The organism is Streptomyces sp. NBC_01363, assembly GCF_026340595.1.
Classification (GTDB): domain Bacteria; phylum Actinomycetota; class Actinomycetes; order Streptomycetales; family Streptomycetaceae; genus Streptomyces.
Genome location: NZ_JAPEPF010000001.1, coordinates 3777609 through 3801755, shown reverse-complemented (window position 1 = coordinate 3801755; position 24147 = coordinate 3777609). Strand labels below are relative to the sequence as shown.

20 protein-coding genes are annotated in these 24147 nt (G+C 71.5%); 9 read left to right on the top strand and 11 right to left on the bottom strand.

The window, feature by feature from the left end; all coding sequences use genetic code 11:
• Positions 1-255 precede the first annotated feature (255 nt).
• Positions 256-603, top strand: a complete 348-nt coding sequence (locus OG611_RS17450) for a hypothetical protein (protein ID WP_266420816.1) — start codon at positions 256-258, stop codon at positions 601-603.
• A 13-nt stretch (positions 604-616) separates the two neighbouring features.
• Here the strand turns inward: OG611_RS17450 and OG611_RS17445 are convergent, their stop codons facing one another.
• Together OG611_RS17445 and OG611_RS17440 are read right to left on the bottom strand one after the other, a co-directional pair.
• The gene (locus OG611_RS17445; protein ID WP_266420813.1) at positions 617-1354 is read right to left on the bottom strand and encodes a bifunctional 2-polyprenyl-6-hydroxyphenol methylase/3-demethylubiquinol 3-O-methyltransferase UbiG; all 738 of its coding nucleotides are present in this window, start codon (positions 1352-1354) and stop codon (positions 617-619) included.
• Positions 1355-1429: 75 nt separating this feature from the next.
• Positions 1430-2644 (bottom strand): CdaR family transcriptional regulator, encoded by a 1215-nt coding sequence (locus OG611_RS17440; RefSeq protein ID WP_266425967.1) that lies wholly within the window; start codon positions 2642-2644, stop codon positions 1430-1432.
• 185 nt (positions 2645-2829) lie between these two features.
• Here OG611_RS17440 and OG611_RS17435 point away from each other — a divergent pair, with 185 nt between their 5' ends.
• The 3 genes from OG611_RS17435 to OG611_RS17425 are packed head-to-tail and all read left to right on the top strand — an operon-like array spanning position 2830 to position 6863.
• The gene (locus OG611_RS17435) at positions 2830-3729 is read left to right on the top strand and encodes an SGNH/GDSL hydrolase family protein (RefSeq protein ID WP_266420810.1); all 900 of its coding nucleotides are present in this window, start codon (positions 2830-2832) and stop codon (positions 3727-3729) included.
• Between the two features lie 5 nt (positions 3730-3734).
• On the top strand, positions 3735-5726 hold the full coding sequence (locus OG611_RS17430; RefSeq protein ID WP_266420807.1) for a hypothetical protein: 1992 nt from the start codon (positions 3735-3737) through the stop codon (positions 5724-5726).
• A 39-nt stretch (positions 5727-5765) separates the two neighbouring features.
• Entirely contained in the window at positions 5766-6863 is a 1098-nt protein-coding gene (locus OG611_RS17425; protein ID WP_266420804.1) for a tyrosine-protein phosphatase, read from the top strand.
• A gap of 66 nt (positions 6864-6929) precedes the next feature.
• Here the strand turns inward: OG611_RS17425 and OG611_RS17420 are convergent, their stop codons facing one another.
• A complete protein-coding gene (locus tag OG611_RS17420; protein ID WP_266420802.1) occupies positions 6930-8060 on the bottom strand; it encodes an ADP-ribosylglycohydrolase family protein in 1131 nt (376 codons plus the stop codon).
• A gap of 76 nt (positions 8061-8136) precedes the next feature.
• Here OG611_RS17420 and OG611_RS17415 point away from each other — a divergent pair, with 76 nt between their 5' ends.
• A complete protein-coding gene (locus OG611_RS17415) occupies positions 8137-8415 on the top strand; it encodes a DUF6343 family protein (RefSeq protein WP_266420800.1) in 279 nt (92 codons plus the stop codon).
• Positions 8416-8461: 46 nt separating this feature from the next.
• Here the strand turns inward: OG611_RS17415 and OG611_RS17410 are convergent, their stop codons facing one another.
• The 3 genes from OG611_RS17410 to OG611_RS17400 all read right to left on the bottom strand — a co-directional run bounded on the left by OG611_RS17410 (position 8462) and on the right by OG611_RS17400 (position 10524).
• The gene (locus OG611_RS17410; protein ID WP_266420798.1) at positions 8462-8830 is read right to left on the bottom strand and encodes a tetratricopeptide repeat protein; all 369 of its coding nucleotides are present in this window, start codon (positions 8828-8830) and stop codon (positions 8462-8464) included.
• Positions 8831-8943: 113 nt separating this feature from the next.
• Complete coding sequence (coaE, locus tag OG611_RS17405) at positions 8944-9546, bottom strand: dephospho-CoA kinase (protein ID WP_266420795.1); 603 nt, start codon at positions 9544-9546, stop codon at positions 8944-8946.
• 39 nt (positions 9547-9585) lie between these two features.
• On the bottom strand, positions 9586-10524 hold the full coding sequence (locus OG611_RS17400; protein WP_266420793.1) for a PAC2 family protein: 939 nt from the start codon (positions 10522-10524) through the stop codon (positions 9586-9588).
• A gap of 463 nt (positions 10525-10987) precedes the next feature.
• Between OG611_RS17400 and OG611_RS17395 the strand changes: the two genes are divergently transcribed.
• A complete protein-coding gene (locus tag OG611_RS17395) occupies positions 10988-11950 on the top strand; it encodes a right-handed parallel beta-helix repeat-containing protein (RefSeq protein WP_266420790.1) in 963 nt (320 codons plus the stop codon).
• Positions 11951-12047: 97 nt separating this feature from the next.
• Here OG611_RS17395 and rpsA read toward each other — a convergent pair whose 3' ends face one another.
• On the bottom strand, positions 12048-13559 hold the full coding sequence (gene rpsA, locus OG611_RS17390) for a 30S ribosomal protein S1 (protein ID WP_266420787.1): 1512 nt from the start codon (positions 13557-13559) through the stop codon (positions 12048-12050).
• Between the two features lie 400 nt (positions 13560-13959).
• On the opposite strand from rpsA, the gene OG611_RS17385 reads away from it, so the two are divergent.
• Both OG611_RS17385 and hrpB read left to right on the top strand, forming a co-directional pair.
• A complete protein-coding gene (locus tag OG611_RS17385; protein WP_266420785.1) occupies positions 13960-14772 on the top strand; it encodes a class I SAM-dependent methyltransferase in 813 nt (270 codons plus the stop codon).
• A gap of 58 nt (positions 14773-14830) precedes the next feature.
• Entirely contained in the window at positions 14831-17329 is a 2499-nt protein-coding gene (hrpB, locus tag OG611_RS17380) for an ATP-dependent helicase HrpB (RefSeq protein ID WP_266420783.1), read from the top strand.
• Here the strand turns inward: hrpB and OG611_RS17375 are convergent.
• From OG611_RS17375 to OG611_RS17365, 3 genes are all read right to left on the bottom strand, one after another.
• Positions 17316-18311 (bottom strand): DUF3068 domain-containing protein, encoded by a 996-nt coding sequence (locus tag OG611_RS17375; RefSeq protein WP_266420779.1) that lies wholly within the window; start codon positions 18309-18311, stop codon positions 17316-17318. The two genes, hrpB and OG611_RS17375, sit on opposite strands and share 14 nt — an antisense overlap.
• 33 nt (positions 18312-18344) lie before the next feature.
• A complete protein-coding gene (locus OG611_RS17370) occupies positions 18345-18482 on the bottom strand; it encodes an SPW_0924 family protein (protein WP_136330601.1) in 138 nt (45 codons plus the stop codon).
• A 143-nt stretch (positions 18483-18625) separates the two neighbouring features.
• A complete protein-coding gene (locus OG611_RS17365; protein ID WP_266420772.1) occupies positions 18626-20335 on the bottom strand; it encodes a lytic transglycosylase domain-containing protein in 1710 nt (569 codons plus the stop codon).
• Between the two features lie 187 nt (positions 20336-20522).
• Between OG611_RS17365 and OG611_RS17360 the strand changes: the two genes are divergently transcribed.
• Positions 20523-21350: a DUF4184 family protein gene (locus OG611_RS17360; RefSeq protein ID WP_266420769.1), complete on the top strand. Its 828-nt coding sequence runs from the start codon at positions 20523-20525 to the stop codon at positions 21348-21350.
• An 80-nt stretch (positions 21351-21430) separates the two neighbouring features.
• Here OG611_RS17360 and polA read toward each other — a convergent pair whose 3' ends face one another.
• Positions 21431-24142, bottom strand: a complete 2712-nt coding sequence (gene polA, locus OG611_RS17355; RefSeq protein ID WP_266420766.1) for a DNA polymerase I — start codon at positions 24140-24142, stop codon at positions 21431-21433.
• Positions 24143-24147 lie beyond the last annotated feature (5 nt).

Sequence of the window (24147 nt, the reverse complement as noted above, 5' to 3'; positions counted from 1 at the left end):
AGCCAGAAATACCCAGAATCGCCTGAATCGAATGAATCAGACGCTATTACCACGGTATGCCCAGTATCAATCGATAGGAACACGGATCAGCCCCGTGCCGTCGTGACTGTCCCCCGCCCGGCCGCGCACCGGATGCCGAGGCGCCGGGGACGGGGCAGGGTGACCAGCGTCAGCACGTACGCCGTACGTACTCCGTGGCATACGCAGCACCGGTGCCGGTGCGACGAGCCGGACGAGACAGACGAGGACCCGCCCATGCCCGTGATCGCCCATCGACGCCGCCGTCTCGGCATCGCAGCCGGGACCGCGCTCCTGACCCTCACCGTCGCAGGCTGTTCCGGCCTCGGCCGGACCGCGGTCGGGCCGATCACCTACACGACGGAGCGGGACGCCGTGATCATGGTCAACAGCCCGTCCGTGAAGGGCTGCCACCGGCTCGCCCCCGCAGGCGCCAAGGCGGTGGACAACGGCACCCTGGTCGACATCATCCTGTACCGCACGCGTGACTGCACCGGTCCGGGCACGACCTACCTCGCGAGGTCGTTCAGCGATGTCAACGGGACCTCTGCCCTGCCGTGGCGCAGCTACACCACGGTCCACTGACCAGCCGCCGCGCTCAGCACGGCCCACCGGCCCGCGACGGCGCTCCGTCCCGGGGCTGCTCGGGCACGGCGCGCACCCAGATCCCGTCGTCCGTGAGATACCGGTCGACGGTCAGGCCCGCCGCCTCCAGATGCCCCTCGAACTGTTCCTTCGACAGCTCCCTCGACAGGAACGTCTGGGTCCATCGCGCGTCGTCGAAGACGTACTCGACATGTATCGAGTCCACCCCGTTCCCCACGGGCTCCGCCGAGACGATCCGTACGGTGTGTCCGCTCGGATACGACCTCTCCCGCGGCAGATTCGTGTGGTAGTCGGCGCCCTCGCGCTGGATGAGTACGACGCCGCCGTCCTTGACGTGCTTCCGGCAGGCCCGCAGCAACCCGTCACGCACCCGGTCCTCGCTCGCGTGCACCAGGAACGACGCCAGCATCACCACGTCGAACCTCTCCTCGCCGAGGTCCAGCGACTCGATGGGGCTCTGCACGGTGCGGGCACCCCGGATGTGCTCCAGCATCTGCGCCGACTCGTCCACGGCGGTGACCTCGAAGCCGCGCTCGATCAGCGGACGGGTCACCCGGCCCGCGCCGCAGCCCAGCTCCAGAATGCTCGCCCCGGCGGGCACCGCGGCCGCGATCACCTCCGGTTCGTCGCCGACGGGCAGCCGTCGGTACAGCTCGACCGCGCAGCCGTCCGGCGTGATCGCGCCGGGGCCCGTTCCTGAATAACCCTCACGCACCAGTTGTCCGCTCATGTACGGACGAACGAAGAGCCGTTGACGGTGGTTCCGGCCGCGAAGCCCTGACCGGCGCCGGACTCCGCTTCCCGTTCACACCGAGCGACGGGCGACCAGTGCCGCGCTGATGTGCTGGAGGTCGGCCGGACGGGCCGGGGAGAGGCCGGTCAGCCGGTCGATGCGGCGTATGCGGTAGTCGACGGTGTTGGGGTGGATGTGCAGGGCGGCGGCGGTGGCCCGCCGGTCCAGGCCCAGTTCGAGATAGGTCTCCAGGGTGCGCAGCAACTCCGGCTTCACCTCCAGCGGCCCCAGCAGTTGCGCGAGCCCGTGCAGTGCCTCGCTGGGCCGGCTGAGCTGATACTCCAGCAGGACATCGGCCAGCCGGTACAGGCCGGGAGGCCGGCCCGTACGGGCGACCAGATCGACGATCTCGGCGTTACGGGCCACGGCCGCGGGCACCGCCTCCGGTTCGGCGGTCTCCGCGGCGGCGGTGATGGGCACACCGGCCGCGCGGGCCGCCTCCTCGACCAGTGCGCACAGACCCCCCGGTCCGCGCCACGGCGGCGGTGGCTCGGCGGCGGGCAGCAGCACCGTGCCGCCGGAGGCGTCGAGGGCGGTGAGCACCGGCGTACCGGCGAAGTGGTCGAGGGCCGTGCGGACGCGCCGGATCTTGCGCCGGGCCGCCACACCGGCGCCCGGCCCCGGTGACTGGCCCAGTTCGTCGGGGTGCGGGGCCAGCGCGAGCGTCATCGTGAGGTACCGGGCGGCCGGGCGCAGTCCGGTGCGGTGGGTGAAGCGGTCCAGGGGTTCGCCGGTCAGCAGGGCGGCCATCAGGGCGTGCCGGCCGCCGTGTTCCTGGCTGTCGAGGATCTGCCGGGCCTCCAGGTACGCGCTGCTGACGGCGGAGGTCAGCTGCTGCTGGAGGACCATGATGCGCTCCACGATCTCCAGGACGGTGGGGAGATCGCCGGGCAGCGCCCCCTTCGCGGTCTCCTGCCAGCACATCGCCGTGCCGACCTGGTAGGCGGTGAGGATCGCGTCCAGCGGCACGCCCTCCTCGGCGCGCTGGGCGGCGGAGTCGCGCTGCTGGTCGAGTTCGGCGTCGGTGGCGGGGCGGCGGTGCTCGACGACGTCGGCGAAGAGCCGCAGATTGTGCTGGACGATGTCGGCGATGTCGCCGGAGATCTCCTCGTGCGGCAGTTCGGCGTAGACCGGCAGATCCGCCAGGAGCCGGGCGACGACACGGCCGGTCAGGGCCGGGACACGGGCGCGCAGATGCGCGGCCACCGGGCGCCCGGCGATGGACAGCGGCCGGTCCTGCGGCCGTCCCGGGACACCGTGCTCCCCCGTGATGACGAGCGGCCGGTTGTCACGCGTCACAAGTTCCCCCGCAGAAGTCTGCGTTACCCACCAGTTAAACGACGGCACTTGAGTCTGCATGATGACCGGCGTCACACGCCATCCACGTACGCCCCCCACCGTCGGAGGATTTCGTGAACTTGCCGCAGAACAAGGGCTTCTGTCGATTCGTCAGGACTGCCGTGGGCGCGCTCGCCCTGGCCGGTCTGGCCGTGGGAACCGGCGCGGTTCCGGCATCCGCCGCCGAGGACGGCACCACGTCCTATGTCGCGCTCGGCGACTCGATGGCCTCCGGGCCGCTCATTCCGGACATCACGGGGCCGGTGGCCTGCGGTCGCTCGACGCACAACTACCCGCACGAGCTCGCCGAGCGCCTCGGCGCGTCGCTGCGCGACGTCACCTGCAGCGGTGCCGCGTCCAAGCACATGACCGAGAAGCAGTCGCTGTCCCTGCTCGACATCCCGATGGGTTCGGCCCCGCCCCAGTTCGACGCGTTGCGCCCGGACACCGACCTGGTGACGCTGACCATCGGCGGCAACGACGCCGGTCTGGTCGGCATCGCGCAGAAGTGCACCACCCTCGACCCGAACGCCACCCCGTGCAAGGAGAAGTACAACGAGGGCGGCGTGGACCAGGTGGGTCAGCGCATCGCGGAGTTCGCGCCGAAGCTGGGGGGCGTGCTGGATTCGATCCACCAGCGCTCGCCGCACGCCCGGGTGATCGTCACGGGTTACGGCCTCTACATCAAGCCCGGTGGCTGCTGGCCACTGCAGCCGGTCCTCCCGGTGGACGCCGACTTCCTCCAGGGCAGCGTCGACCGGATGAACGCGGTGATCGCCGAGCAGAGCGCGGCGCACGGCGCCGAGTACATCGATCTCGCCACGCCCAGCAAGGGGCACGACTCCTGCCAGGCCCCGTCGGACAAGTGGGTCGAGGGCTACGTGCCGACCGCGGCCGCCGCCCCGCTGCACCCCAACCGGAACGGCGAGGCGAACTACGCCGCCGTCATCGGCGCGCACCTCCAGGGGAGCTGACCCCGTTGCGCCACCGCCTGCTGCGCGGGGTACTGGCGGCGGCGCTCTGCGCCGCCGCCGTGCTCGTCCCGGACGCCCCCGCGGCACGGGCCGCCGGGCAGTCCGGGCCCGGCTGCGACCCGCTGGCGCCCGTCGAGTGCCTGCTGCCGTTCCCGAACGACTGGTACACCCGGCCCGACCCGGCCACCGACACCGGCCGCCGGGTGTCCTTCGGCGCCACCACGCTGCCGCGCGCCACAGCCGGCCGGCCCGTCGACCCCACGGCCTGGAACCGGTCCGACGGCTTCTCCCCCGGCTCGACGCTGATCGCGCACGTCCCCGGCCTCGACCCGGCGGCGACCGGCACCGCCCCGCTCACCGACATCGGCCGCTCCCTCGCCCCGGACGCCCCCGTCGTACTGCTGGACACCCGGACCGGGGAGCGGTGGCCGTACTGGGCCGAAGCGGACGCCAACGCCACCGATCCCGCACGCCGGGCCCTGCTGATCCATCCCGCGCGCAACTTCCGCGACGGCCACCACTACGCCGTCGCGCTGAGACGCCTCAAGGACGCGTCGGGGCGCACGATCCCGGCCGCCGCGCCGTTCGCCGCCGTCGCCGGGAAGCCGCTGCCCGCCGGGCATCCGCTGCGCACCCGCCAACAACGGCTGCGTCCGGCCCTGAAGGCGTTGCACAGGGCCGGAGTGCGGACCGAAGGGCTGTACCTCGCCTGGGACTTCACCGTCGCGAGCACCCGCAGTCTCACCGAAGACCTCTTCACCGTCCGCGACGACGCGTTCCGCCGCCTCGGCGACCGTTCGCCCGCGTTCGCGGTCACCGGTGTCACCGACTTCACGGCCGATCAGGACCCCCGGATCGCCCGTGAAGTCACCGGCCAGATCAGCGTGCCCGGCTATCTGGACCTGCCCGGCGGCCCGCCCGGCTCCGTACTGCACCGCGGCCGTGACGGCCTGCCCCGGCGGCTCCCGGGGAGCACCCGACTCGCCGCGTTCCGCTGCGAGATACCGCACTCCGCCTTCCGTGCCCCCTCGCACCCCGCCCTCTACGGGCACGGCCTCCTCGGCCGCCGCTCCGAGGTCGGCGCGGGCAACGTCAAGGCGATGGCGGCCGAGTACGACTTCACGTTCTGCGCGACGGACTGGATCGGGATGGCCGAGGAGGACATCCCCGTGGTACTCGGGGCGCTCGCCGACCCGAACCTCTTCCCCGCCGTTCCCGAACGCAGCGAACAGGGCATGCTGAACGCCCTCTTCCTCGCCCGCGCCCTGATCCACGCCGACGGGCTGACCACCGACGCGGCCTTCCGCGACGCGAACGGCCGCCCGCTCGTCGACATCCGGCACGGCATCGGGTACGACGGGAACAGCCAGGGCGGAATCCTCGGCGGCGCCCTGGTCGCCGCCTCCCCCGACATCCGGCGCGGGGTCCTCGGCGTCACCGGCATGAACTACGGCCTGCTCCTCGACCGCAGCGTCGACTTCGCACCGTTCCAGCAGGTCCTGGACGTCTCCTACCCGGACAAGCTGCGCCAGCAGATCGTCCTCCAGCTGTTCCAGATGGTGTGGGACCGCGGCGAGACCGACGCGTACGCGAACCACCTCACCGACCGCCATCAGGTACTGATGCACATCGCGTACGGGGACCACCAGGTCGCGAACGCGGCGGCCGACGTGGAGGCGCGCACCATCGGCGCCCGGCTGATCACCCCCGCGCTCGCACCGGGCCGCAGCCCGGACACCGTCCCGTACTGGGGCATCGGGACCCTCGCACCCGACCGACTGCCGTACCGGGGCTCCGCGATGACGGTGTGGGACAGCGGCACGCCCACCCCGCCGCTGACCAACACCCCGCCCGCCGGGCCGCAGTACGGCCACGACCCGCACTCGGACCCCCGCAATTCGTCGGCCGCCCGTCAGCAGAAGGCCGCCTTCCTGACCACCGGCCGGGTCATCAATGTCTGCGGCACCATGCCGTGCACCGCCGCCCCCACCTCCTGACACCCCCACTCCCCGACAGGGATGCAGACAAGGAGCACCATGCGCACGCACCGCATCACCCAGGCAGCCGTCGCGGCCGCCCTGCTCGCCGGTACGGTCCTGGTCCCGCCCGCCCTCGCCGCCACCCCCGCCGACGCACCCGCGGCGAGTGCCGGGGCCACCGCGCGGGCCGCCGCCGTGCCGTTCACTGCGGCCACCGCCCGGCGCGCCGCCGACGGCGGTTACACGCTCTCCTGGTCCTCCGCCGCCGGTTCGGTGACCGTCACCGCCGTCACCTCCCCCGACGCCACCACCGGCACCCCGGTGGGCACCGCCCCCGGCACCGGTTCACTGACCGTCCCCGCCGGAACCCTCGCCGACACGGGACGCTGGTACTTCCGGCTGGTGCCGGACAGCGGCTCCCCGCTCGTCGTCGCCGAACGCTCGCTCGGGATCGAGTCCGCCCGCAACTTCCGGGACATCGGCGGCTACCGCACCACCGACGGACGCTGGGTGCGCCCCGGTCTCGTCTACCGCTCCAACAAGATCAACAGCCTCACCGACGCCGAGCAGCAGCGCCTGCTCTCCCAGCGCCTCACCCTCGACGTGGACCTGCGCAACGCGGTGGAGCGGCACGACGACCCGGACCGGGTGCCCGCCGGTGTGAAGTACCAGGTCGCCGACGTGGTGTCGCTCAGCCACGGCGTCCGCCTCCACGACTCTGCCCTGATGACACTGGCCGAGGCCATCGCGGCCGGGCTGTTCTCCGGCTCGTCCGACCTCGGCCAGTCCATCGGCTACCCATTCATGGTCAACTTCGTGGGTGCCGACTACGCCTTCCGTGACCTGCTCACGGCCGTCGCGACGAACGACTCCGGCGCGACGGTCTTCCACTGCAGCTCGGGCAAGGACCGCACCGGCTGGAGCACGGCCGTCCTGCTCACCCTGCTCGGCGTCCCGCGCGAGACCGTCGAGGCGGACTTCCTCGCCAGCAACGACTACCTGGGCAACCCGAAGGCCGTCGAACTGAGCTGGCTGCGCGCGGCGTTCGACGAGGTGGACCACCTGTACGGCGACTTCGACACCTACGTACGCGAGGGCCTCAAGCTCGACGACGCGACGGTGGCCGCACTGCGCAACAAACTGCTGACGGACTGACGCGCCGTCAACATCCGGCGTACTGACCGGCAGCGACCCCGTCGTTCACCGGCGGGCGGCCCTCCGTCAGTACGCCGGGTAGCGGTCGGCCGGCCAGTCGACCGCGTGCTCGAACTCCACGCACAGATCGTCGGCCACCTCGGTGATCACGGCCCGGCCCTCGGTCGACACCAGCCAGGACGGCGGAAGGTGTACGTCCCCGTGGCGTGCGCCGAGCAGGTTGCCGCAGATCGCGCCGGTGGAGTCGCTGTCGCCCGAGTGGTTGACCGAGAGCAGCAGCGACCGGGCCACCTGATCGGCACCGGGCAGCACGAGGGCGCAGTACACGGCGATGGCAAGGGCCTCCTCGGCGACCCAGCCCGCACCCAGCGTCTCCACCTTCTCGCCGGTCGGCGCACCCTCGGCGGCCAGGTCGACGGCGGCGCGCAGCGCCGCGGTCGTCTCCTCGTGCCCCGGGTGGCGGCGCAGCAGCTCCATGGCCCTCAGTACGGCGCCCGCCGTCGAGTCGCCCTCCAGGAGGTGCGCGACGATCGCTGCGAGGGCGCCGGCCGCGTACGCACCGGTCGGGTGGCCGTGGGTGATCTGCGCGCACCAGTAGGCGAGCCGGAAGCCCGCCTCGGCGTCCTCCCCGACCAGTCCGAAGGGGGCGGACCGCATCACCGTGCCGCACCCCTTGGACCCGGTGTTGACGGGTCCGGGCTCACCGAGCCGGCCCGTCGGCTCGGGAACGTGGCCGGTCGCGAGCCCGGTCAGGCAGGCATTGCCGGGGGCCCGGCGCGCGTAGAGCCAGGGCTGCTGCCTGAGCCAACCGGTACGCACCGGGTTGTCGCCGCCGCGGGCAGGCGGTGCGGGGTGGTTCTGGGTGTCCAGCCAGCGCAGATAGGCGTTCCGCACGATCCGGGCCTCGGCGCCGCCGTCCTCGGTGCCGCCGCCCTTCGACATCGCGCGGGAATGGGCCCTGATCAGCCCTTCGGCCGTGAACAGGGTCATCTGCGTATCGTCCGTGACCCGTCCGACGACCCCCGCCTCGTCCGGGAGAAGTCCCTGTACGCCGTACTCACCGTGCGCGCGGCGGATACCGGCCAGGGACAGGAACTCCACCGGATTCCCCAGCGCGTCCCCGATCGCCCCGCCCAGCAGACAGCCCCGGACCCTCGCCCTGCGGCCTGTGCGGTCCTCCCACGATGTGCCGTTCACACACGATCCCCTCAATCCGACGTCGACATGTCCAAAAAGCCGTCGCGGGTCCATCCTGGTAGAAGAGGCGATCGCCATGCGTACCGGCAATGAACCGACGACTGCCCGCAGTCCACTGCGGCTGCGGCTGTGGCTGAGTCTATGGGGGCTGGCCTGGGCCGTCTTCGGCCTGGCCGCCTTCACGATGACCGACCGGCCGGGCTGGGCCGCCGCCTGCGGCCTGCTGCTCGTGCTGGTCCTCGTGGACCTGACAGTGATCGTTCACCACATCCACCAGGGACCGCACTACCAGCCCGGCCGCGATGTCCCGCCGTACGAACCCGACCACGGCGGGCGCGGCAGGTACGGGCACTGAACCGGGCCAAAAGCGGGCCGGGGGCGTGCCCGCCCGGCGCCGGACGTCAGTCCTGGGCCGGGAAGCGGGCCGCCTTCAGATACTCCGGGTTCGGGTCGAGCGCGGCGGCCAGCCGGAAGTGGCGGGCGGCCCGGTCCGTGCGGCCGGAGCGCTCGAAAGTACGGGCCAGCGCGAAGTGTGCGAAGGCGTTGTCCGGTTCGCGTTCCAGGACGAGTTCGAATTCGAGCTCGGCGGGGCGCAGCTGGGCGGCGGCGAAGAACGCGCGGGCACGCAGCAGCCGGGCCGCGGTGTTCTCCGGATGGGCCGCGATCACCGCATCCAGCAGTTTCACCGCGCCACGGGGGTCGCGCGCCGCCAGCAGGTGTTCGGCAGCGCGGAAGTCGATGACGTCGGTCTCCGGGGTCCTCTCGGGCACGGTCTCATCCTTCCCTTCTTCACCGGGTCCCCAACGTCCGGCCGGGGTTCGGTATTCCGCACCGGGACCGGTGTCCCGGGGCCCGGCGCCCGGACCCTCCCCCGGTGCCGGGTTCAGCCGGCCGCGGCCCGCTCGGTCAGCTCCGACCAGACCTTGCGGACCTGCGGTTCCAGGTCCTCCAGCGGTCCGTCGTTGTCGATGATCAGGTCGGCCACGGCCCGCCGCTGCTCCCGGGTGGCCTGGGCGGCCATCCGGGCGCGGGCCTCGGACTCGGTCATGCCGCGCAGCCGTACCAGCCGGTCGAGCTGGGTCGCGGGGCTCGCGTCCACGACGACGACCAGGTCGTAGAGCGGCGCCAGGCCGTTCTCGGTGAGGAGGGGGACGTCGTGGACGACGACCGAGTCCGGCCCCGCGGCCCGCTCCAGCTCGGCGGAACGGGCGCCGACCAGCGGGTGGACGATCGCGTTGAGTGCGGCGAGCCGGTCGGTGTCGGAGAAGACGATCGAGCCGAGCTTCGGCCGGTCCAGGGTGCCGTCCGCGGTGAGGACGTCGGCGCCGAACTCGTCGACGACGGCCGCGAGCCCGGGTGTCCCCGGCTCGACGACCTCGCGGGCGATCCGGTCCGCGTCGATCAGCACGGCTCCGTATCCGACGAGCAGCCGTGACACTTCACTCTTGCCGGCGCCGATCCCACCGGTCAGGCCCACTTTCAGCATGCCTGGCAGCCTAGTACGCGGGTGAGCGGCGGGAGCCGGTCAGGCGTCCCCCTCGCGCTCGGCGAGGAACCGCTCGAATTCGAGGCCGATCTCGTCGGCGGACGGCAGGTCCACCGGCTCGGCGACCAGGTTGCCCCGGGTCTCGGATCCGGCGACCGCGTCGTACTGGTGCTCAAGGCCCTCGACGAGCGAGACGAGCTCCTCGTCGCCCTGGCCGATCTGCCGGTCGATCTCGGTCTGGGTGCGGTGCGCCTCCGTGCGCAGCGCGTGGGCGACGGTCGGCAGGACCAGGCCGGTCGCGGCCGTGATCGACTCCAGTGCGGTGAGCGCCGCGTCCGGGTAGGCGGAGCGGGCGACGTAGTGCGGCACATGGGCGGCGACACCGAGGACGTCGTGTCCCGCCTCCATCAGCCGGTACTCCACCAGGGCCTCCGCGGAGCCGGGCACCTGCGCCTCGTCGAAGGGGCTGCGGTGGCCGGGCATGAGGTCCGTGCGGTTGCCGTGCGGGGTGATGCCGACGGGGCGGGTGTGCGGGACACCCATCGGGATCCCGTGGAAATTCACCGCGAGGCGGACGCCGAGGCGCTCGACGATCTGCTCGACGGCGGCGGCGAAGCGCTCCCACTCCACATCGGGCTCGGGCCCGGACAGCAGCAGGAACGGCGCTCCGGTGGCGTCCTGCACGACCCTGACATCGAGCGTCGGGGTCTCGTAGGCGGCCCACCGGTCGCGCCGGAAGGTCAGCAGCGGACGCCGGGCGCGGTAGTCGACGAGACGGTCGTGGTCGAAGCTGGCCACGACCTGGTGCGGCAGCGTTTCGAGCAGGCCGTCCACGATCTGCTCACCGGTCTCGCCCGCGTCGATGTATCCGTCGAAGTGGTAGAGCATGACCAGGCCGGCTGACTCCTGGGCGAGCGCCATGTCGACGACGGCCAGGCCCTTCGGCTCCCATTCGTACAAACTCTGCGGATCAGGCACGGTTACCGCTCCTCCTCGTGTTCGTCGAGAAGAACGTCCGGCAGGGGACAAGCATTCCCGGACTGTGCCCTTTCAGCCACCGGTTCATGCCGGAAGCCACGCGAGAACCCGGGGTGCGACCACAGCGGCGGGCGCCCGTCCTCCCCTCGAAGGCACCGGCATCCGCGCCGAGGGCAAGGGCGTTGACGTTCATGTCGGTGAACACCTCGACGGAGAAGCCGAGTTCGCCCCGGGCCCGAGGTCCTCAGGATCCTCGCCGGGCGCGCGTCACGGGCCGTCAGCTTCCCGTGCATCCCACAAGCGTTCCCTCGTTCACCCGGTCCGTCGCCCCTGCCCCACGGGCAATGGTCCAGACATTGACACGGCCGCACCGCGTCCCTACCGTCACTGGGCAGCAAGTTCAGAGACTCGCCCCACATTCATGTACGGGAACCTCGAACTCCTTCGACGGGAAGGCACCCCCATGCGCACCCGCACGCTGCTCCCGGCCCTGCTGGCCACCGCGCTCGCCACCGGCGGCCTCGCCCTCGCCTCCGCCACCGCGGCGGGTGCGGCGACGGTCATCGACGTGAGCACCGCCGCCCAGCTCAAGTCCGCCCTCACCGCCGCGGCCCCCGGCGACACGATCCGGCTCGCCGACGGCACCTACACCGGCAACTTCAAGGCGACCGTCCCCGGCGCCGCTTCCGCCCGGATCACGCTCACGGGCTCCGCCAAGGCGATCCTCACGGCGGGTGGGGGTTACGGACTGCACCTCAACGGCGCCTCCTACTGGACCGTCAAGGGCATCACCGTCACCGGCGGTCAGAAGGGCATCATGGCCGACACCGCCACCGGCGTCGTCATCGATTCGGTGACCGTGCACGATCTGGACATGGAGGGCGTCCACTTCCGCAAGACCAGCAAGGACGGCGTCATCAAGAACTCACGGATCTACGACACCGGGCACGACGGCCGCGGCATGGGCGAGGGCGTCTATGTCGGCACGGCCGGCGATCTCTCCGACCGGAGCGACCGGGTCCAGATCCTGGACAACACGATCGGTCCGGGGGTGGGCGGCGAGAATGTCGACATCAAGGAGGGCACCACCGGGGCGAAGATCGTCGGCAACACCTTCGACGGCAGCGGGCTGACCGGCGCCAACTACGACGACTCCTGGGTCGACGTGAAGGGCAATGACGTCCTGGTCGAGGGCAACAAGGGCTCCCGTACGACCAACAACGGCTATGAGACCCACACCCAGCAGAGCGGTTGGGGCTGCGGCACCGTCTTCCGCGGCAACACCTCGGACCTGACCGGTTCCAAGGGCGACAAGCAGATCGCGATCAACGTCACCAACTACGGCGCGAGCTGCCCGGCCACCGTCCACAGCAGCAACACGGTGACCGGCGGGAAGGGCCTGACCAACATCACCGTCACGCCGTAGCCGCGCCGCGAGAACGAGTGAGGCCCGCTCCCCGAAGGGAGCGGGCCTCACTTTTCAGCTACTGCGGTCGATCATCGACCGGAGGGGGTGCAGAGCGTCAGCTCTGGCCGCCCGCCAGCTTCTCGCGCAGGGCAGCCAGGGCCTCGTCCGACGCCAGGGCGCCGGAGTTGTCCGCGGACTCCGAGGAGTACGAGCCGCCACCGCTGCCGCCGGAGGCAGCCGGGGCGCCACCGGCCGGGGCGGCAGCGCCCTCGGCAGCAGCGGCCTCGTCGGCCTCGCGGGACTTGATGACCTGGGCCTGGTGCTGCTCGAAGCGCTGCTGCGCCTCGGCGTACTGACCCTCCCACGCCTCGCGCTGGGTCTCGAAGCCCTCGAGCCAGTCGTTGGTCTCGGGGTCGAAGCCCTCGGGGTAGATGTAGTTGCCCTGGTCGTCGTAGGACGCGGCCATGCCGTACAGGGTCGGGTCGAACTCGACCGAGGCCGGGTCGGCACCGAAGGACTCGTTGGCCTGCTTCAGCGAGAGGCTGATGCGACGGCGCTCGAGGTCGATGTCGATGACCTTGACGAAGATCTCGTCGTTGACCTGGACGACCTGCTCCGGGATCTCCACGTGGCGCTCGGCCAGCTCGGAGATGTGGACCAGACCCTCGATGCCCTCGTCGACGCGCACGAACGCACCGAACGGAACGAGCTTGGTGACCTTACCGGGAACGACCTGCCCGATCTGGTGCGTACGGGCGAACTGCTGCCACGGGTCTTCCTGCGTCGCCTTGAGCGACAGGGAGACGCGCTCGCGGTCCATGTCGACGTCGAGAACCTCGACGGTGACTTCCTGGCCGACCTCGACAACCTCGGAGGGGTGGTCGATGTGCTTCCAGGAGAGCTCGGAGACGTGCACGAGACCGTCGACGCCGCCGAGGTCCACGAACGCACCGAAGTTGACGATCGAGGAAACGACGCCGGAGCGGACCTGGCCCTTCTGCAGGGTCGTGAGGAACGTCTGGCGGACCTCGCTCTGGGTCTGCTCCAGCCAGGCACGGCGGGACAGGACCACGTTGTTGCGGTTCTTGTCCAGCTCGATGATCTTGGCCTCGAGCTCCTTGCCCACGTAGGGCTGAAGGTCGCGGACACGACGCATCTCGACGAGCGACGCCGGCAGGAAGCCGCGGAGGCCGATGTCGAGGATGAGACCACCCTTGACGACCTCGATGACGGTACCGGTGACGATGCCGTCTTCTTCCTTGATCTTCTCGATGGTGCCCCAGGCACGCTCGTACTGAGCGCGCTTCTTCGAGAGGATCAGGCGGCCTTCCTTGTCCTCCTTCTGGAGGACCAGGGCCTCGATCTCGTCACCGACCTTGACGACCTCGTTCGGGTCGACGTCGTGCTTGATCGAGAGCTCGCGGCTCGGGATGACACCTTCGGTCTTGTAACCGATGTCGAGGAGAACCTCGTCCCGGTCAACCTTGACGATGACACCGTCAACGATATCGCCGTCGTTGAAGTACTTGATCGTCTCGTCGATCGCCGCGAGGAACGCGTCCGCGTCGCCGATGTCGTTGACCGCAACCTGCGGAGTGGTGGCGGTGGTCTCGGTGCTGCTCGTCATGTGGGAAAGGGCTCCGGTACGGACAGTGAGTCGTAGGTACTGCTACGCCGGGAGCCCGTATCACCTCTGCAGAAGCCGGACAGCTCGGGAAACACCCAACCCGCTGGACCGGGAGGCGCCTCGTGAACCGAGGGGACATACAGCAGATGCGAGCGCGGCCTGCTAGGTCTGAGGCGCGCAGGCTCGCAGCGCAACTTGTAGCATACGGGGGCAGCCGGGCACGGTCAATGCGCGAAGGCGCACACCGGGGGCGCAACGGCTCATATCCGGCACAACTCGTGTTCCCCGAGGCCAGATCGGCCCCGGGAGACAATCCATGGGTACGGGAGCCGTACTCACAGGTACCCCCCGGTACGTACCGCGTGCGGCGGGGTGAAGGCAAACTACAACGACGGACACGATGAGCCAAGAGATCTACGCGGCCGAACCCGAAGCGACCCGCCGCGACGCCTCGGAGGCCGAGAGCAGCCGGGCCAGTCGCGGCTGGTGGGACCGGAACGCCGACGAGTACCAGAGCGACCACGGCGACTTCCTCGGCGACGACCGTTTCGTCTGGGGGCCGGAGGGGCTCGACGAGGCGGAGGCCGGTCTGCTGGGCCCCGCCGCGTCGCTGCGGGGACTGGACGTCCTGGAGATCGGTGCGGGCGCCGCGCAGTGCTCGCGCTGGCTCGCCGCGCGGGGCGCCCGTCCGGTGGCCCTCGACCTCTCGCACCGCCAGTTGCAGCACGCGCTGCGGATCGGCGACGAGGTCCCCCTGGTGGAGGCGGACGCCGGGGTGCTGCCGTTCCGGGACGGCTCCTTCGACCTGGCGTGCTCCGCCTACGGCGCGGTGCCCTTCGTCGCCGACCCCGTGCAGGTGTTCCGCGAGGTCCACCGCGTGCTGCGTCCCGGGGGCCGCTGGGTCTTCTCGGTGACGCATCCGGTCCGCTGGGCGTTCCCGGACGAGCCGGGGCCGGAGGGCCTCTCGGTCGCGGCCTCCTACTTCGACCGCACTCCCTATGTCGAGCAGGACGAGCGGGGCGACGCCGTGTACGTCGAGCACCACCGGACGCTGGGCGACCGGGTGCGGGACGTGGTGGCCGGCGGCTTCCGGCTGGTCGACCTCGTCGAACCGGAGTGGCCCGCCTGGAACCACCAGGAGTGGGGCGGCTGGTCCCCGCTGCGCGGGAACCTGATTCCCGGCACGGCGATCTTCGTCTGCGAACGGGACTGACGGCCCCGGACACGGGGGCCGTGGGCCCGGCGGGGGCGCGTCGTACGAGACTGGGGGCGTGATCCGTACCGACGCCCTGGCCCAGTTGCCCGTACGCACCGCCGTGCCCGCCCTGGAGCGGGCGCTCGACGACCGCGGTGCCGCGGTGCTGTGCGCGCCGCCCGGCACCGGCAAGACGACTCTCGTGCCGCTGGTCCTGGCCGGTCTGGCCGGGGGTGGTCCGGTACGCAGGGTGCTGGTCGCCGAGCCGCGGCGGATCGCCGCGCGGGCGGCGGCGCGGCGGATGGCCTGGCTCATCGGCGAGCAGGTCGGCGGCCGGGTGGGGTTCACGGTCCGCGGGGAGCGGGTGGTGGGGCGCGACACGGTGGTGGAGGTGGTGACCACCGGTGTGCTGCTCCAGCGGCTCCAGCGCGACCAGGAGCTGGCCGGGGTCGACGCGGTGATCATCGACGAATGCCACGAGCGGCACCTGGACGCCGACACCGTCGCCGCGTTCCTGCTCGATGTGCGCGAGGCCATCCGGCCCGATCTGCGGCTGGTCGCCGCGTCCGCGACGACGGACGCACAGGGCTGGGCGCGGCTGCTGGGCGATGCCCCGGTGGTCGAGGCGCAGGGCGTCTCGCATCCGGTGGAGGTGGTCTGGGCGCCACCCGCCGCTCCGGTGCGGCCGCCGCACGGGATGCGCGTCGATCCGGCGCTGCTGACGCATGTCGCCGCGACGGTGCGCCGGGCGCTCACCGAGCGGGACGGCGACGTGCTGTGCTTCCTGCCCGGGGTCGGCGAGATCGGCCGGGTGGCGGGGCAGCTGGCCGGGGTGGCCGCCGAGGTGCTCCAGGTGCACGGACGGGCTCCGGCGGCGGTGCAGGACGCGGTGCTGGCCGGGTCGTCGGACGGCCGGCGGGTGGTGCTGGCGACCTCGGTGGCGGAGTCGTCCCTCACGGTGCCCGGGGTGCGGGTCGTGGTCGACTCGGGGCTGGCCAGGGAGCCGCGCACCGATCACGCGCGGGGGCTGAGCGCGCTGACGACGGTGCGGGCCTCGCAGGCGGCGGGGAGGCAGCGGGCGGGCCGGGCCGGGCGGGAGGCGCCCGGGGCGGTGTACCGGTGCTGGGCGCAGGCGGAGGACGGCCGGCTCGCCCGGTTCCCGTCCCCGGAGATCAAGGTCGCGGATCTGGCGGCGTTCGCGTTGCAGGCGGCGTGCTGGGGCGATCCGGACGCGTCGGGGCTGGCGCTGCTCGACCCGCCGCCCGCGGGTGCGATAAGTGCGGCGCGCGAGGTGCTGACCGCGGTCGGCGCGGTGGACGCGGACGGACGGGTGACCGACCGGGGCGTACGGATGTCCCGTCTCGGCCTGCATCCGCGGCTGGCGCGGGCGCTGCTGGACGGCGCCGCCGAGGTGGGCGGACGGCGGGCGGCCGAGGTGGTGGCGCTGCTGAGCGAGGAGCCGCCGCGGGAGTACGGGGACGATCTGGCGGCCGCGCTGCGTACCGCGCGGCGGGGTGGGGACGGCTACGCGGCGCGCTGGCGGCAGGAGGTCCGGCGGCTGTCCTCGTCGGTGAAGGACGCGGCCGGCGGTTCCGGTCCGGACGACGCGGCCGTCGGTCTGGTGGCCGCGCTGGCGTTCCCGGAGCGGGTGGCACGGGCCCGCGGCGAGGGAGCGTTCCTGATGGCGTCGGGGACGGGCGCGGAGCTGCGGGACGGCTCGGGGCTGCGCAGTGCGCCCTGGCTGGCGGTCGCGGTCGCCGACCGGCCCGCGCACGCGGCGTCCGCACGGGTGCGGCTCGCTGCCGTCATCGACGAGGACACGGCACGGGCGGCCGCCGGGCATCTGGTCCGCGGCGGCGAGGAGGTGCACTGGGCCGGCGGCGATGTGGTGGCCCGTCGGGTGGAGCGGCTGGGTGCCGTCGAACTGTCGGTGCGCCCGTTGAAGCAGCCGGCACCCGGGCCGGTGCGCGAGGCGCTGGTCGAGGGTCTGCGGCGCGAAGGGCTCGGGCTGCTGCGCTGGACGCGGGAGAGCGAGCAGTTGCGGGAGCGGCTCGCCTTTCTCCACCGCGAGCTGGGGGCGCCCTGGCCGGATGTGTCGGAGGGCACGCTGCTGGAGCGTACCGAGCAGTGGCTGGAGCCCGAGCTGTCACGGGCCCGGCGGCGCTCCGATCTGGCGCGGATCGACGCGGGGCAGGCGCTGCGGCGGCTGCTGCCGTGGACGACGGGCGAGGCGGTGCGGCTGGACGAGCTGGCGCCGGAGCGGATCGAGGTGCCGAGCGGTTCCCGTATCCGGGTGGAGTACGGCGGGGCGCAGCCCGTACTCGCGGTGAAGCTCCAGGAGTTGTTCGGTCTGCGGGAGACCCCGAGGGTGGCCGGGGTGCCGGTCCTGGTCCATCTCCTCTCCCCGGCCGGCCGTCCCGCGGCCGTCACCGCGGATCTGGCGTCGTTCTGGCGGGACGGCTACCGGGCCGTGCGGGCGGAGCTGCGCGGCCGCTACCCGAAGCATCCGTGGCCGGAGGATCCCACGACGGTGGAGGCGACCCGGTTCACGAAGGCTCGGCTCAAGCGGGAGTAGGGGCGGGTTCCGGCGAGGACGCCGGCGGCCCGTGCGGGCGGCGGGAGCGGGCCTCCAGCCACAGGGCGAGCGCGAGCAGTCCGACGCCGAGGACCAGGAAGCCCCAGGGCAGGTACGAGGTGAGCAGCAGGACCAGCAGGCGCTGGGACTTGACCAGGTCCACGATCGATTCGACGTAGTCCGGGCGCATCTTCACATGCCCGGCGAACACGGTCATGGTGTCCTGGGGCATCCCCATCTTCCTGGCGTTGCGCAGCTCCTCCTTGTGGATCTCCTCGCCGTTGACCGGCGCTCCGGTGACCGGGTCCACCCAGAACATCCGCTTGGTGGTGTACCAGCGGGTCATGCCCGTCTTCGCGATCTGTTCCGGGGTGACGCCCTTGATCGGCATCTTCTTCGGCATCGGGACCTTGGTCCACGGGATGGTCTGCTCGAAGTAGTAGACGTCCATGCCGTGGAAGGTGCGGGTGCCCTTGTAGTGGATGGGCGAGCTGGTGCGGGCCTGGGCGTCGAAGTACTCGTAGTCGCGTTTCTGGGTGAGGAAGGGCCACTTGAACTCGATGCCCTCGCGCCTGACCGGGTCGCCGTCGACGGATTCACCGGTGGCGTGGACGGGGGCCTGGCTGTGGGCGTCGAAGATGTAGCGCTCGGGGATCTCGGAGACCATCTTGCCGTCCGGGCCGACCACGTAGCTGAGGGCGTCCCAGACGACGACGTCGCGGCCGGCGCTGCGTTCGATCTTCTCGGACTCCTCGACGTTGCCCTTGAGGGTCTGCACGATGGTGACCTTGGGGACCTTCTTCACCTTCATGTTGTCGTTGTAGTCGAGGAGGGTGGCGGGCTTCGCCTCCAGCACCGTCTCCTGGTACTGACTGGGCGGGATCTTCGCCAGCCTCGGGAAGGCGTACCAGCGCAGCAGTGGCGACATGGCGGCGAAGAAGACGGCGAATGCCAGGAGTACGAGGCTGGCTCGGCGGCGCATGTGGTGCCCTCCCTCGGCTTCTGCTTTCCGGAACTAGTTCTTGGGGCCCGGCACGGTGGTCAGCAGGGGTTTGGGCGAGGTCTCTCCCGGCGGGGCGCCGATCGCGCTGATGGTGAGGACGAGCGCGAGGGCTGCGGCCAGCCCGATGGCGGCGGCGACGAGAGCGCGCATGCCGGTCCTCCCGGAGAGCATGGATCTGATGGGTCGTCAGGGTTGGGGCACCGTAGCAATGCGGGCGCGAGATGAGAACACGTAGAACAGCCCCTCTGCCGGGTGGTGGCAAAGGGGCTGCTCCGACGTGCGGACGGGCGGGGTCAGCCGGCGGGCGCCTCGGGGGTCTCGGACGCCTCGGGGGCCTCGGGGGCCTCGACCTTCAGCTCGATGACGATCGTGGCGCCGCCCTCGGTGGTGAGGCGCAGCTTGTAGGTGCCCGCGGTGTCGTCGGCGTAGATCTTGGGCAGCTTCAGGGTGCCGTCGGCGTCGGTCTTCAGCTCCGTGAGGGTACGGACCGTCTTGCCGTCGGCGTCCTTGAAGTAGGGGCCCTTGTCGTTCTCGGCCGGCTTCTCGGCGTCGGTGATCATGGTGGCGGTGACGGCGACACCGGCCGCGACCGCGTCCTTGTAGGTGGCCTTGACCTCGACGGTGTCGGCGAACTCGGTGCCGGGTGCCGCGGTCAGTGCCTTGTCGTCGGTCCTCGCGATCTCGTCGGCCCGGCGGGCGGTGACGGTCGCGGTGTAGGCGACGGGGGGCAGCGAACGGCCGGTGGCGGTGGCCCGCACCGTGAACTTCCCGGCCTTCTCGCCCGCCTTCAGCACCGGGGCGGTGACCGTGCCGTCGGTTGCGGTGAGGAGGGTGACCGCGTTCTTCCCGCCGTCGAAGGCGGCGTCGGTGTCACCCGCGATGGTGAAGGTCACGGACACCTTGGCGAGCGGGCCGCCGAGGCTGTTCCTGGCCCGCACCTTGATCCGCTCGGCGAAGGCGTCGCCCGCGGTGGCGGTCAGTGTGCCGGTACCGGCGTTCTCCACGCCTGCGAGGGTCTGGGCCGGCGGGGTCGTGGGCGGGGTCGTCGGCGGGGTCGTCGGCGAGGTCGGGCCGGTCGATCCGCCGTCACCCGGCTTCGTGGGGTCCGGGCTCGGCTTCGGCTTGGTCGTCTCGGACGGCGAGGGGGACGGGCTCGGGCTGCCGGAGCTGTGGTCCCTGCCTCCGCCGAGGCCGGGCGGGACGGTGCCGGTTCCGTCGGGGATCTCGTGGGTGCCGCGGTTGTAGTAGTCGAACCACGAGCGGACGGTGCGCAGATAGGCGTCCGAGTGGTTGTAGCTCAGGACCGCCCGGTCCAGATCCGCGGCGAGGGACAGATCGCGGGAGCCGGCGCAGAGGTAGCGTCCGGCGGCGAGCGCCGCGTCGTAGATGTTGTTGGGGTCCTTGCGGCCGTCGCCGTTGCCGTCCTGGCCCCAGGTCGCCCAGGTGGACGGGATGAACTGCATCGGGCCGACGGCGCGGTCGTGGGTCGAGTCCCCGTCGTACGCCCCGTTGTCGGTGTCCTTGATCATGGCGAAGCCCCGGCCGTCGAGGACCGGGCCGAGGATCGGCGAGAACGTGGTGCCGTTCGCGTCGACCCTGCCGCCGCGGGCCTGGCCGGACTCGACCTTGCCGATCGCGGCGAGCAGCTGCCAGGGCAGCCGACAGGCGGCGTCGGTGTCGTCGAGGGTCTGCTCGGCCTTCTTGTACGCGGCCAGGATCGAAGCCGGAATACCGGATTCCGCACTGCCGGTGACGGGCAGATTCGTGGACGTGCCCGGCTTGTTGGGGGTGTTCAGCGGGGGCAGGTCCGTGTAGTACGGCGAGTTGCCGGTGGCCGCGCTGTCGTTGGGCGGAGGCGTCGACCCGGTGGACTGCTGGTCGCCGCTCTCGGTGACCAGCGATGTGCCCGGGGCCCCCGAGGCGGAGAGCGCCGCCACGGCGACGGCGGCCACAGCAGTGGTGGTCGCCCCCTTGCGAAGCCGGCGACCGAATTGCGCTGCCATAACCTCTGGCCCCTCCCCTTCGACGACTGTCCACGCTCCCCAGCAGCAGGACTCAGGCGACCCTACGGCAACTTGTGCCGCCAAGACACCGTGCACTGACCGGTTCTTACCTGTTTTTCATGTTCCGGACAGCAAGTTGTACGGCAGTGGTCGGGCGGGCGACGGTGGCTCGCGCATACTTGCCGCCATGCCGTTCACACTCAGTCATGCCGCCGCCGTTCTCCCGGGGATGCGGCGGGACGGGACGGCACGTGGGCCGCTGTTCGCCTCGGCTCTCGTCGCGGGTTCGTTCGCCCCCGACATGACGTACTACGCGGACACCGCGGTTCCCGGCGCCATGGAGTTCGGCCGGGTCACCCACTCGGTGTGGGGTGTGTTCACGGTCGATGTGCTGATCACCGCGGCCGTGGTGACGTTGTGGCTGCTGCTGCGCGAACCACTGGTGGCGCTGCTGCCGGGAGCCTGGCAGGGGCGGGTGCACGCGTTCGTACGGGGACGCCGCGGGACCGCCCGGGGCGTGCGGGAGGCCGCCGGGTTCGTGCTGTCGGCGGTGATCGGGGCCGCCACCCATGTCGTCTGGGACGCCTTCACCCACCACGACCGGTGGGGTGTGCGCCTGGTGCCGCTGCTCGACGGAAGCGTCGGCGGATTTCCGGTGTTCCAGCTGGTGCAGTACGGCAGTTCGGCGGTGGCCCTGGCCGTGCTCGCGTGGTTCACGGCGTCGGGGCTGCGGCGGACCGGGGCGCGCCCGGTCCCCCCGTCCGTGCCGGTGCTGGACCGCCGGGGACGGTGGTCGGCGGGGGTGCTGCTGAGCGTCTGCGTACTGCTCGGCGTCGCCCACCGGTGCGCACGCTGGTACGCGTACTTCGGGCACATCGACACCCCGCTGGACATCATCCCGACCGCCTGCTTCGGCGCCGGGGCGGGGCTGGCGGTGGGCCTGGTGCTGTACGGGGCGTGGATGCGGCTGCGGCGACCGCGCACGGCCGCACCCGCGGTCGCCGGACGGGCCTAGGGCACAGGGGTCCGGACGGCCCGGGGATCCGGACGGCCCGGGAACATCGCGTCCCGGGCCCGTCCGGCGCCGTCGGCGGGTCAGTGCGCCGCGGACTCCCAGTCCGTACCGACGCCCACCGAGACATCCAGCGGGGCGCGCAACTGCACGGCCGTGGACATCTCGTGGCGGAGGATCTCCTCCACCTGTGCCCGCTCGCCCTCGGCGACCTCCAGCACGATTTCGTCATGGACCTGGAGCAGCATCCGGGACTTCAGCTTCGCCTCGGTCAGCGCCCGGTCGACCTGGAGCATGGCGACCTTGACGATGTCCGCGGCCGTGCCCTGGATCGGTGCGTTGAGCGCCATCCGCTCGGCCATCTCGCGGCGCTGGCGGTTGTCGCTGTTGAGGTCGGGGAGGTAACGGCGGCGGCCGAAGACCGTCTCCGTGTATCCCGTGGCCCTGGCCTCCTCCACCACCCGGTGCAGATAGTCGCGCACCCCGCCGAACCGCTCGAAGTAGGTGTCCATCAGGCCGCGCGCCTCGCCCGCCTCGATGTTCAGCTGCTGGGAGAGACCGAACGCGGAGAGCCCGTACGCGAGTCCGTAGCTCATGGCCTTGATCTTGCGGCGCATCTCCGGGTCGACGGCCGACTTGTCGACGCCGAAGACCTGCGAGGCGACCGTGGTGTGCAGATCCTCGCCGGAGGTGAACGCCTCGATCAGGCCCGCGTCCTCGGAGAGGTGCGCCATCACCCGCAGCTCGATCTGGCTGTAGTCGGCCGTCATCAGCGTCTCGAAGCCCTCGCCGACGACGAAGCCGCGGCGGATGGCCCGGCCCTCGTCCGTACGGACCGGGATGTTCTGCAGGTTGGGGTCGGTGGAGGAGAGCCGGCCCGTCGCCGCCACCGTCTGGTTGAACGTCGTGTGGATACGGCCGTCCGCCGCGATCGTCTTGATCAGGCCCTCGACCGTGACCCGCAGCTTGGCCTGCTCGCGGTGGCGCAGCATGATCACCGGCAGCTCGTGCTCGGTCTGCGCGGCGAGCCAGGCCAGCGCGTCGGCGTCCGTCGTGTACCCGGTCTTCGTCTTCTTCGTCCTGGGCAGGCCCAGCTCGCCGAAGAGGACTTCCTGGAGCTGCTTGGGCGAACCGAGGTTGAACTCGCGGCCGACCGCGGCGTGCGCCTCCTTCACCGCCTGCTGCACCGCACCGGCGAACTGCTGCTCCATGCCTTCCAGATGGGCCCGGTCGGCGGCGATGCCGTGCCGCTCCAGACGGGCCAGCAGAGCGGACGTCGGCAGCTCCATGCCGTGCAGCAGATCGGTCGCGCCGACCTCCGCCAGCCGGGCGGTGAACGCATCGCCCAGATCCAGGACCGCACGGGCCTGCGCCATCAGGGACTCGGCCTCGGCCTGGTCCTCCGCCCCGAAGGCCAGCTGGCCGTCGGACGCCGCCGCGGGGGCCAGCTCGCGGCCCAGATACTCCACCGCCAGCGCGTCCAGCGCGAAGGAACGACGGCCGGGCTTGACCAGATAGGCGGCGAGCGCGGTGTCCATCGTGACGCCGTCGACCTGCCAGCCGTGCTCGGGGAAGACCCGCATGGCGCTCTTCGCGTTGTGCATGACCTTGGGCCGGTCCGCGTCGGCGATCCAGGCGGCGAACGCCTGCTCGTCGCCCGCGTCGAGCAGGGCCGGGTCGAACCAGGCCGCCGCGCCGTTCGCCGCGGCCAGCGCGATCTCGGTGACCGTGCCGCTGCCCACCAGCCAGGCGTCGACCGTGGCCACGCCGAGCGGCTGCCCGCCGTGCTCGGCGAGCCAGGGCGCGAGCTCGCCCGCGCCCAGCACCGCGCCGTCCAGCTCGATGCCCGCGGCGGGCGCCGGGGCCTCGTCCTCGGCCGCCCCCGGGTCGACGGCCAGCAGCCGCTCGCGCAGGCTCGGGTTACGGATCTCCAGGACATCCAGCACACCCGTCACCGCGGTGCGGTCGTACGGGGCGCGCTCCAGGTCCTGCGGGGTCTTCGGCAGCTCCACGTCACGGACCATCTCGGTCAGCCTGCGGTTCAGCCGCACCGCGTCCAGGTGGTCCCGGAAATTCTGACCGGCCTTGCCCTTGACCTCCTCGGCACGCTCGACCAGCTCGTCGAACGAACCGAACTGATTGATCCACTTCGCGGCGGTCTTCTCACCGACACCGGGGATGCCCGGGAGATTGTCCGACGGGTCGCCGCGCAGCGCCGCGAAGTCCGGGTACTGCTGCGGTGTGAGCCCGTACTTCTCCTCGACCTTCGCCGGGGTGAAGCGCGTCAGCTCCGAGACGCCCTTGGTCGGGTACAGCACGGTGACGTTGTCCGTGATCAGCTGGAACGAATCCCGGTCACCGGTGACGATCAGCACCTCGAAACCGGCCGCCTCGGCCTGCGTGGCCAGCGTGGCGATGACGTCGTCCGCCTCGAAGCCGTCGACCGCGAAACGGTCCGCGTGCATCGCGTCCAGCAGCTCGCCGATCAGCTCGACCTGCCCCTTGAACTCGTCCGGGGTCTTCGAACGGTTCGCCTTGTACTCCGGGAACTCCTGCGAGCGCCAGGTCTTGCGGGAGACGTCGAACGCCACCGCGAAATGCGTCGGCGCCTCGTCACGCAACGTGTTCGCGAGCATCGACGCGAAGCCGTACACCGCGTTCGTCGGCTGCCCCGACCCTGTCGTGAAATTCTCCGCAGGCAGCGCAAAGAACGCCCGGTACGCCAGGGAGTGCCCGTCCATCAGGAGCAGGCGCGGTCGGTTGTCTGCCGTCTTTTTCGATGCCGTCTCAGCCACGCCCC

What these genes read in the sequence shown, in the direction of transcription:
- OG611_RS17450 (WP_266420816.1), top strand. Translation starts at nt 256, where the DNA reads ATGCCCGTGATCGCCCATCGACGCCGCCGTCTCGGCATCGCAGCCGGG.
- OG611_RS17395 (WP_266420790.1), top strand. Translation starts at nt 10,988, where the DNA reads ATGCGCACCCGCACGCTGCTCCCGGCCCTGCTGGCCACCGCGCTCGCC.
- OG611_RS17385 (WP_266420785.1), top strand. Translation starts at nt 13,960, where the DNA reads ATGAGCCAAGAGATCTACGCGGCCGAACCCGAAGCGACCCGCCGCGAC.
- OG611_RS17370 (WP_136330601.1), bottom strand. Translation starts at nt 18,482, where the DNA reads ATGCGCGCTCTCGTCGCCGCCGCCATCGGGCTGGCCGCAGCCCTCGCG.
- OG611_RS17445 (WP_266420813.1), bottom strand. Translation starts at nt 1,354, where the DNA reads ATGAGCGGACAACTGGTGCGTGAGGGTTATTCAGGAACGGGCCCCGGC.
- OG611_RS17375 (WP_266420779.1), bottom strand. Translation starts at nt 18,311, where the DNA reads ATGCGCCGCCGAGCCAGCCTCGTACTCCTGGCATTCGCCGTCTTCTTC.
- OG611_RS17365 (WP_266420772.1), bottom strand. Translation starts at nt 20,335, where the DNA reads ATGGCAGCGCAATTCGGTCGCCGGCTTCGCAAGGGGGCGACCACCACT.
- OG611_RS17360 (WP_266420769.1), top strand. Translation starts at nt 20,523, where the DNA reads ATGCCGTTCACACTCAGTCATGCCGCCGCCGTTCTCCCGGGGATGCGG.
- rpsA (WP_266420787.1), bottom strand. Translation starts at nt 13,559, where the DNA reads ATGACGAGCAGCACCGAGACCACCGCCACCACTCCGCAGGTTGCGGTC.
- coaE (WP_266420795.1), bottom strand. Translation starts at nt 9,546, where the DNA reads ATGCTGAAAGTGGGCCTGACCGGTGGGATCGGCGCCGGCAAGAGTGAA.
- OG611_RS17415 (WP_266420800.1), top strand. Translation starts at nt 8,137, where the DNA reads ATGCGTACCGGCAATGAACCGACGACTGCCCGCAGTCCACTGCGGCTG.
- OG611_RS17425 (WP_266420804.1), top strand. Translation starts at nt 5,766, where the DNA reads ATGCGCACGCACCGCATCACCCAGGCAGCCGTCGCGGCCGCCCTGCTC.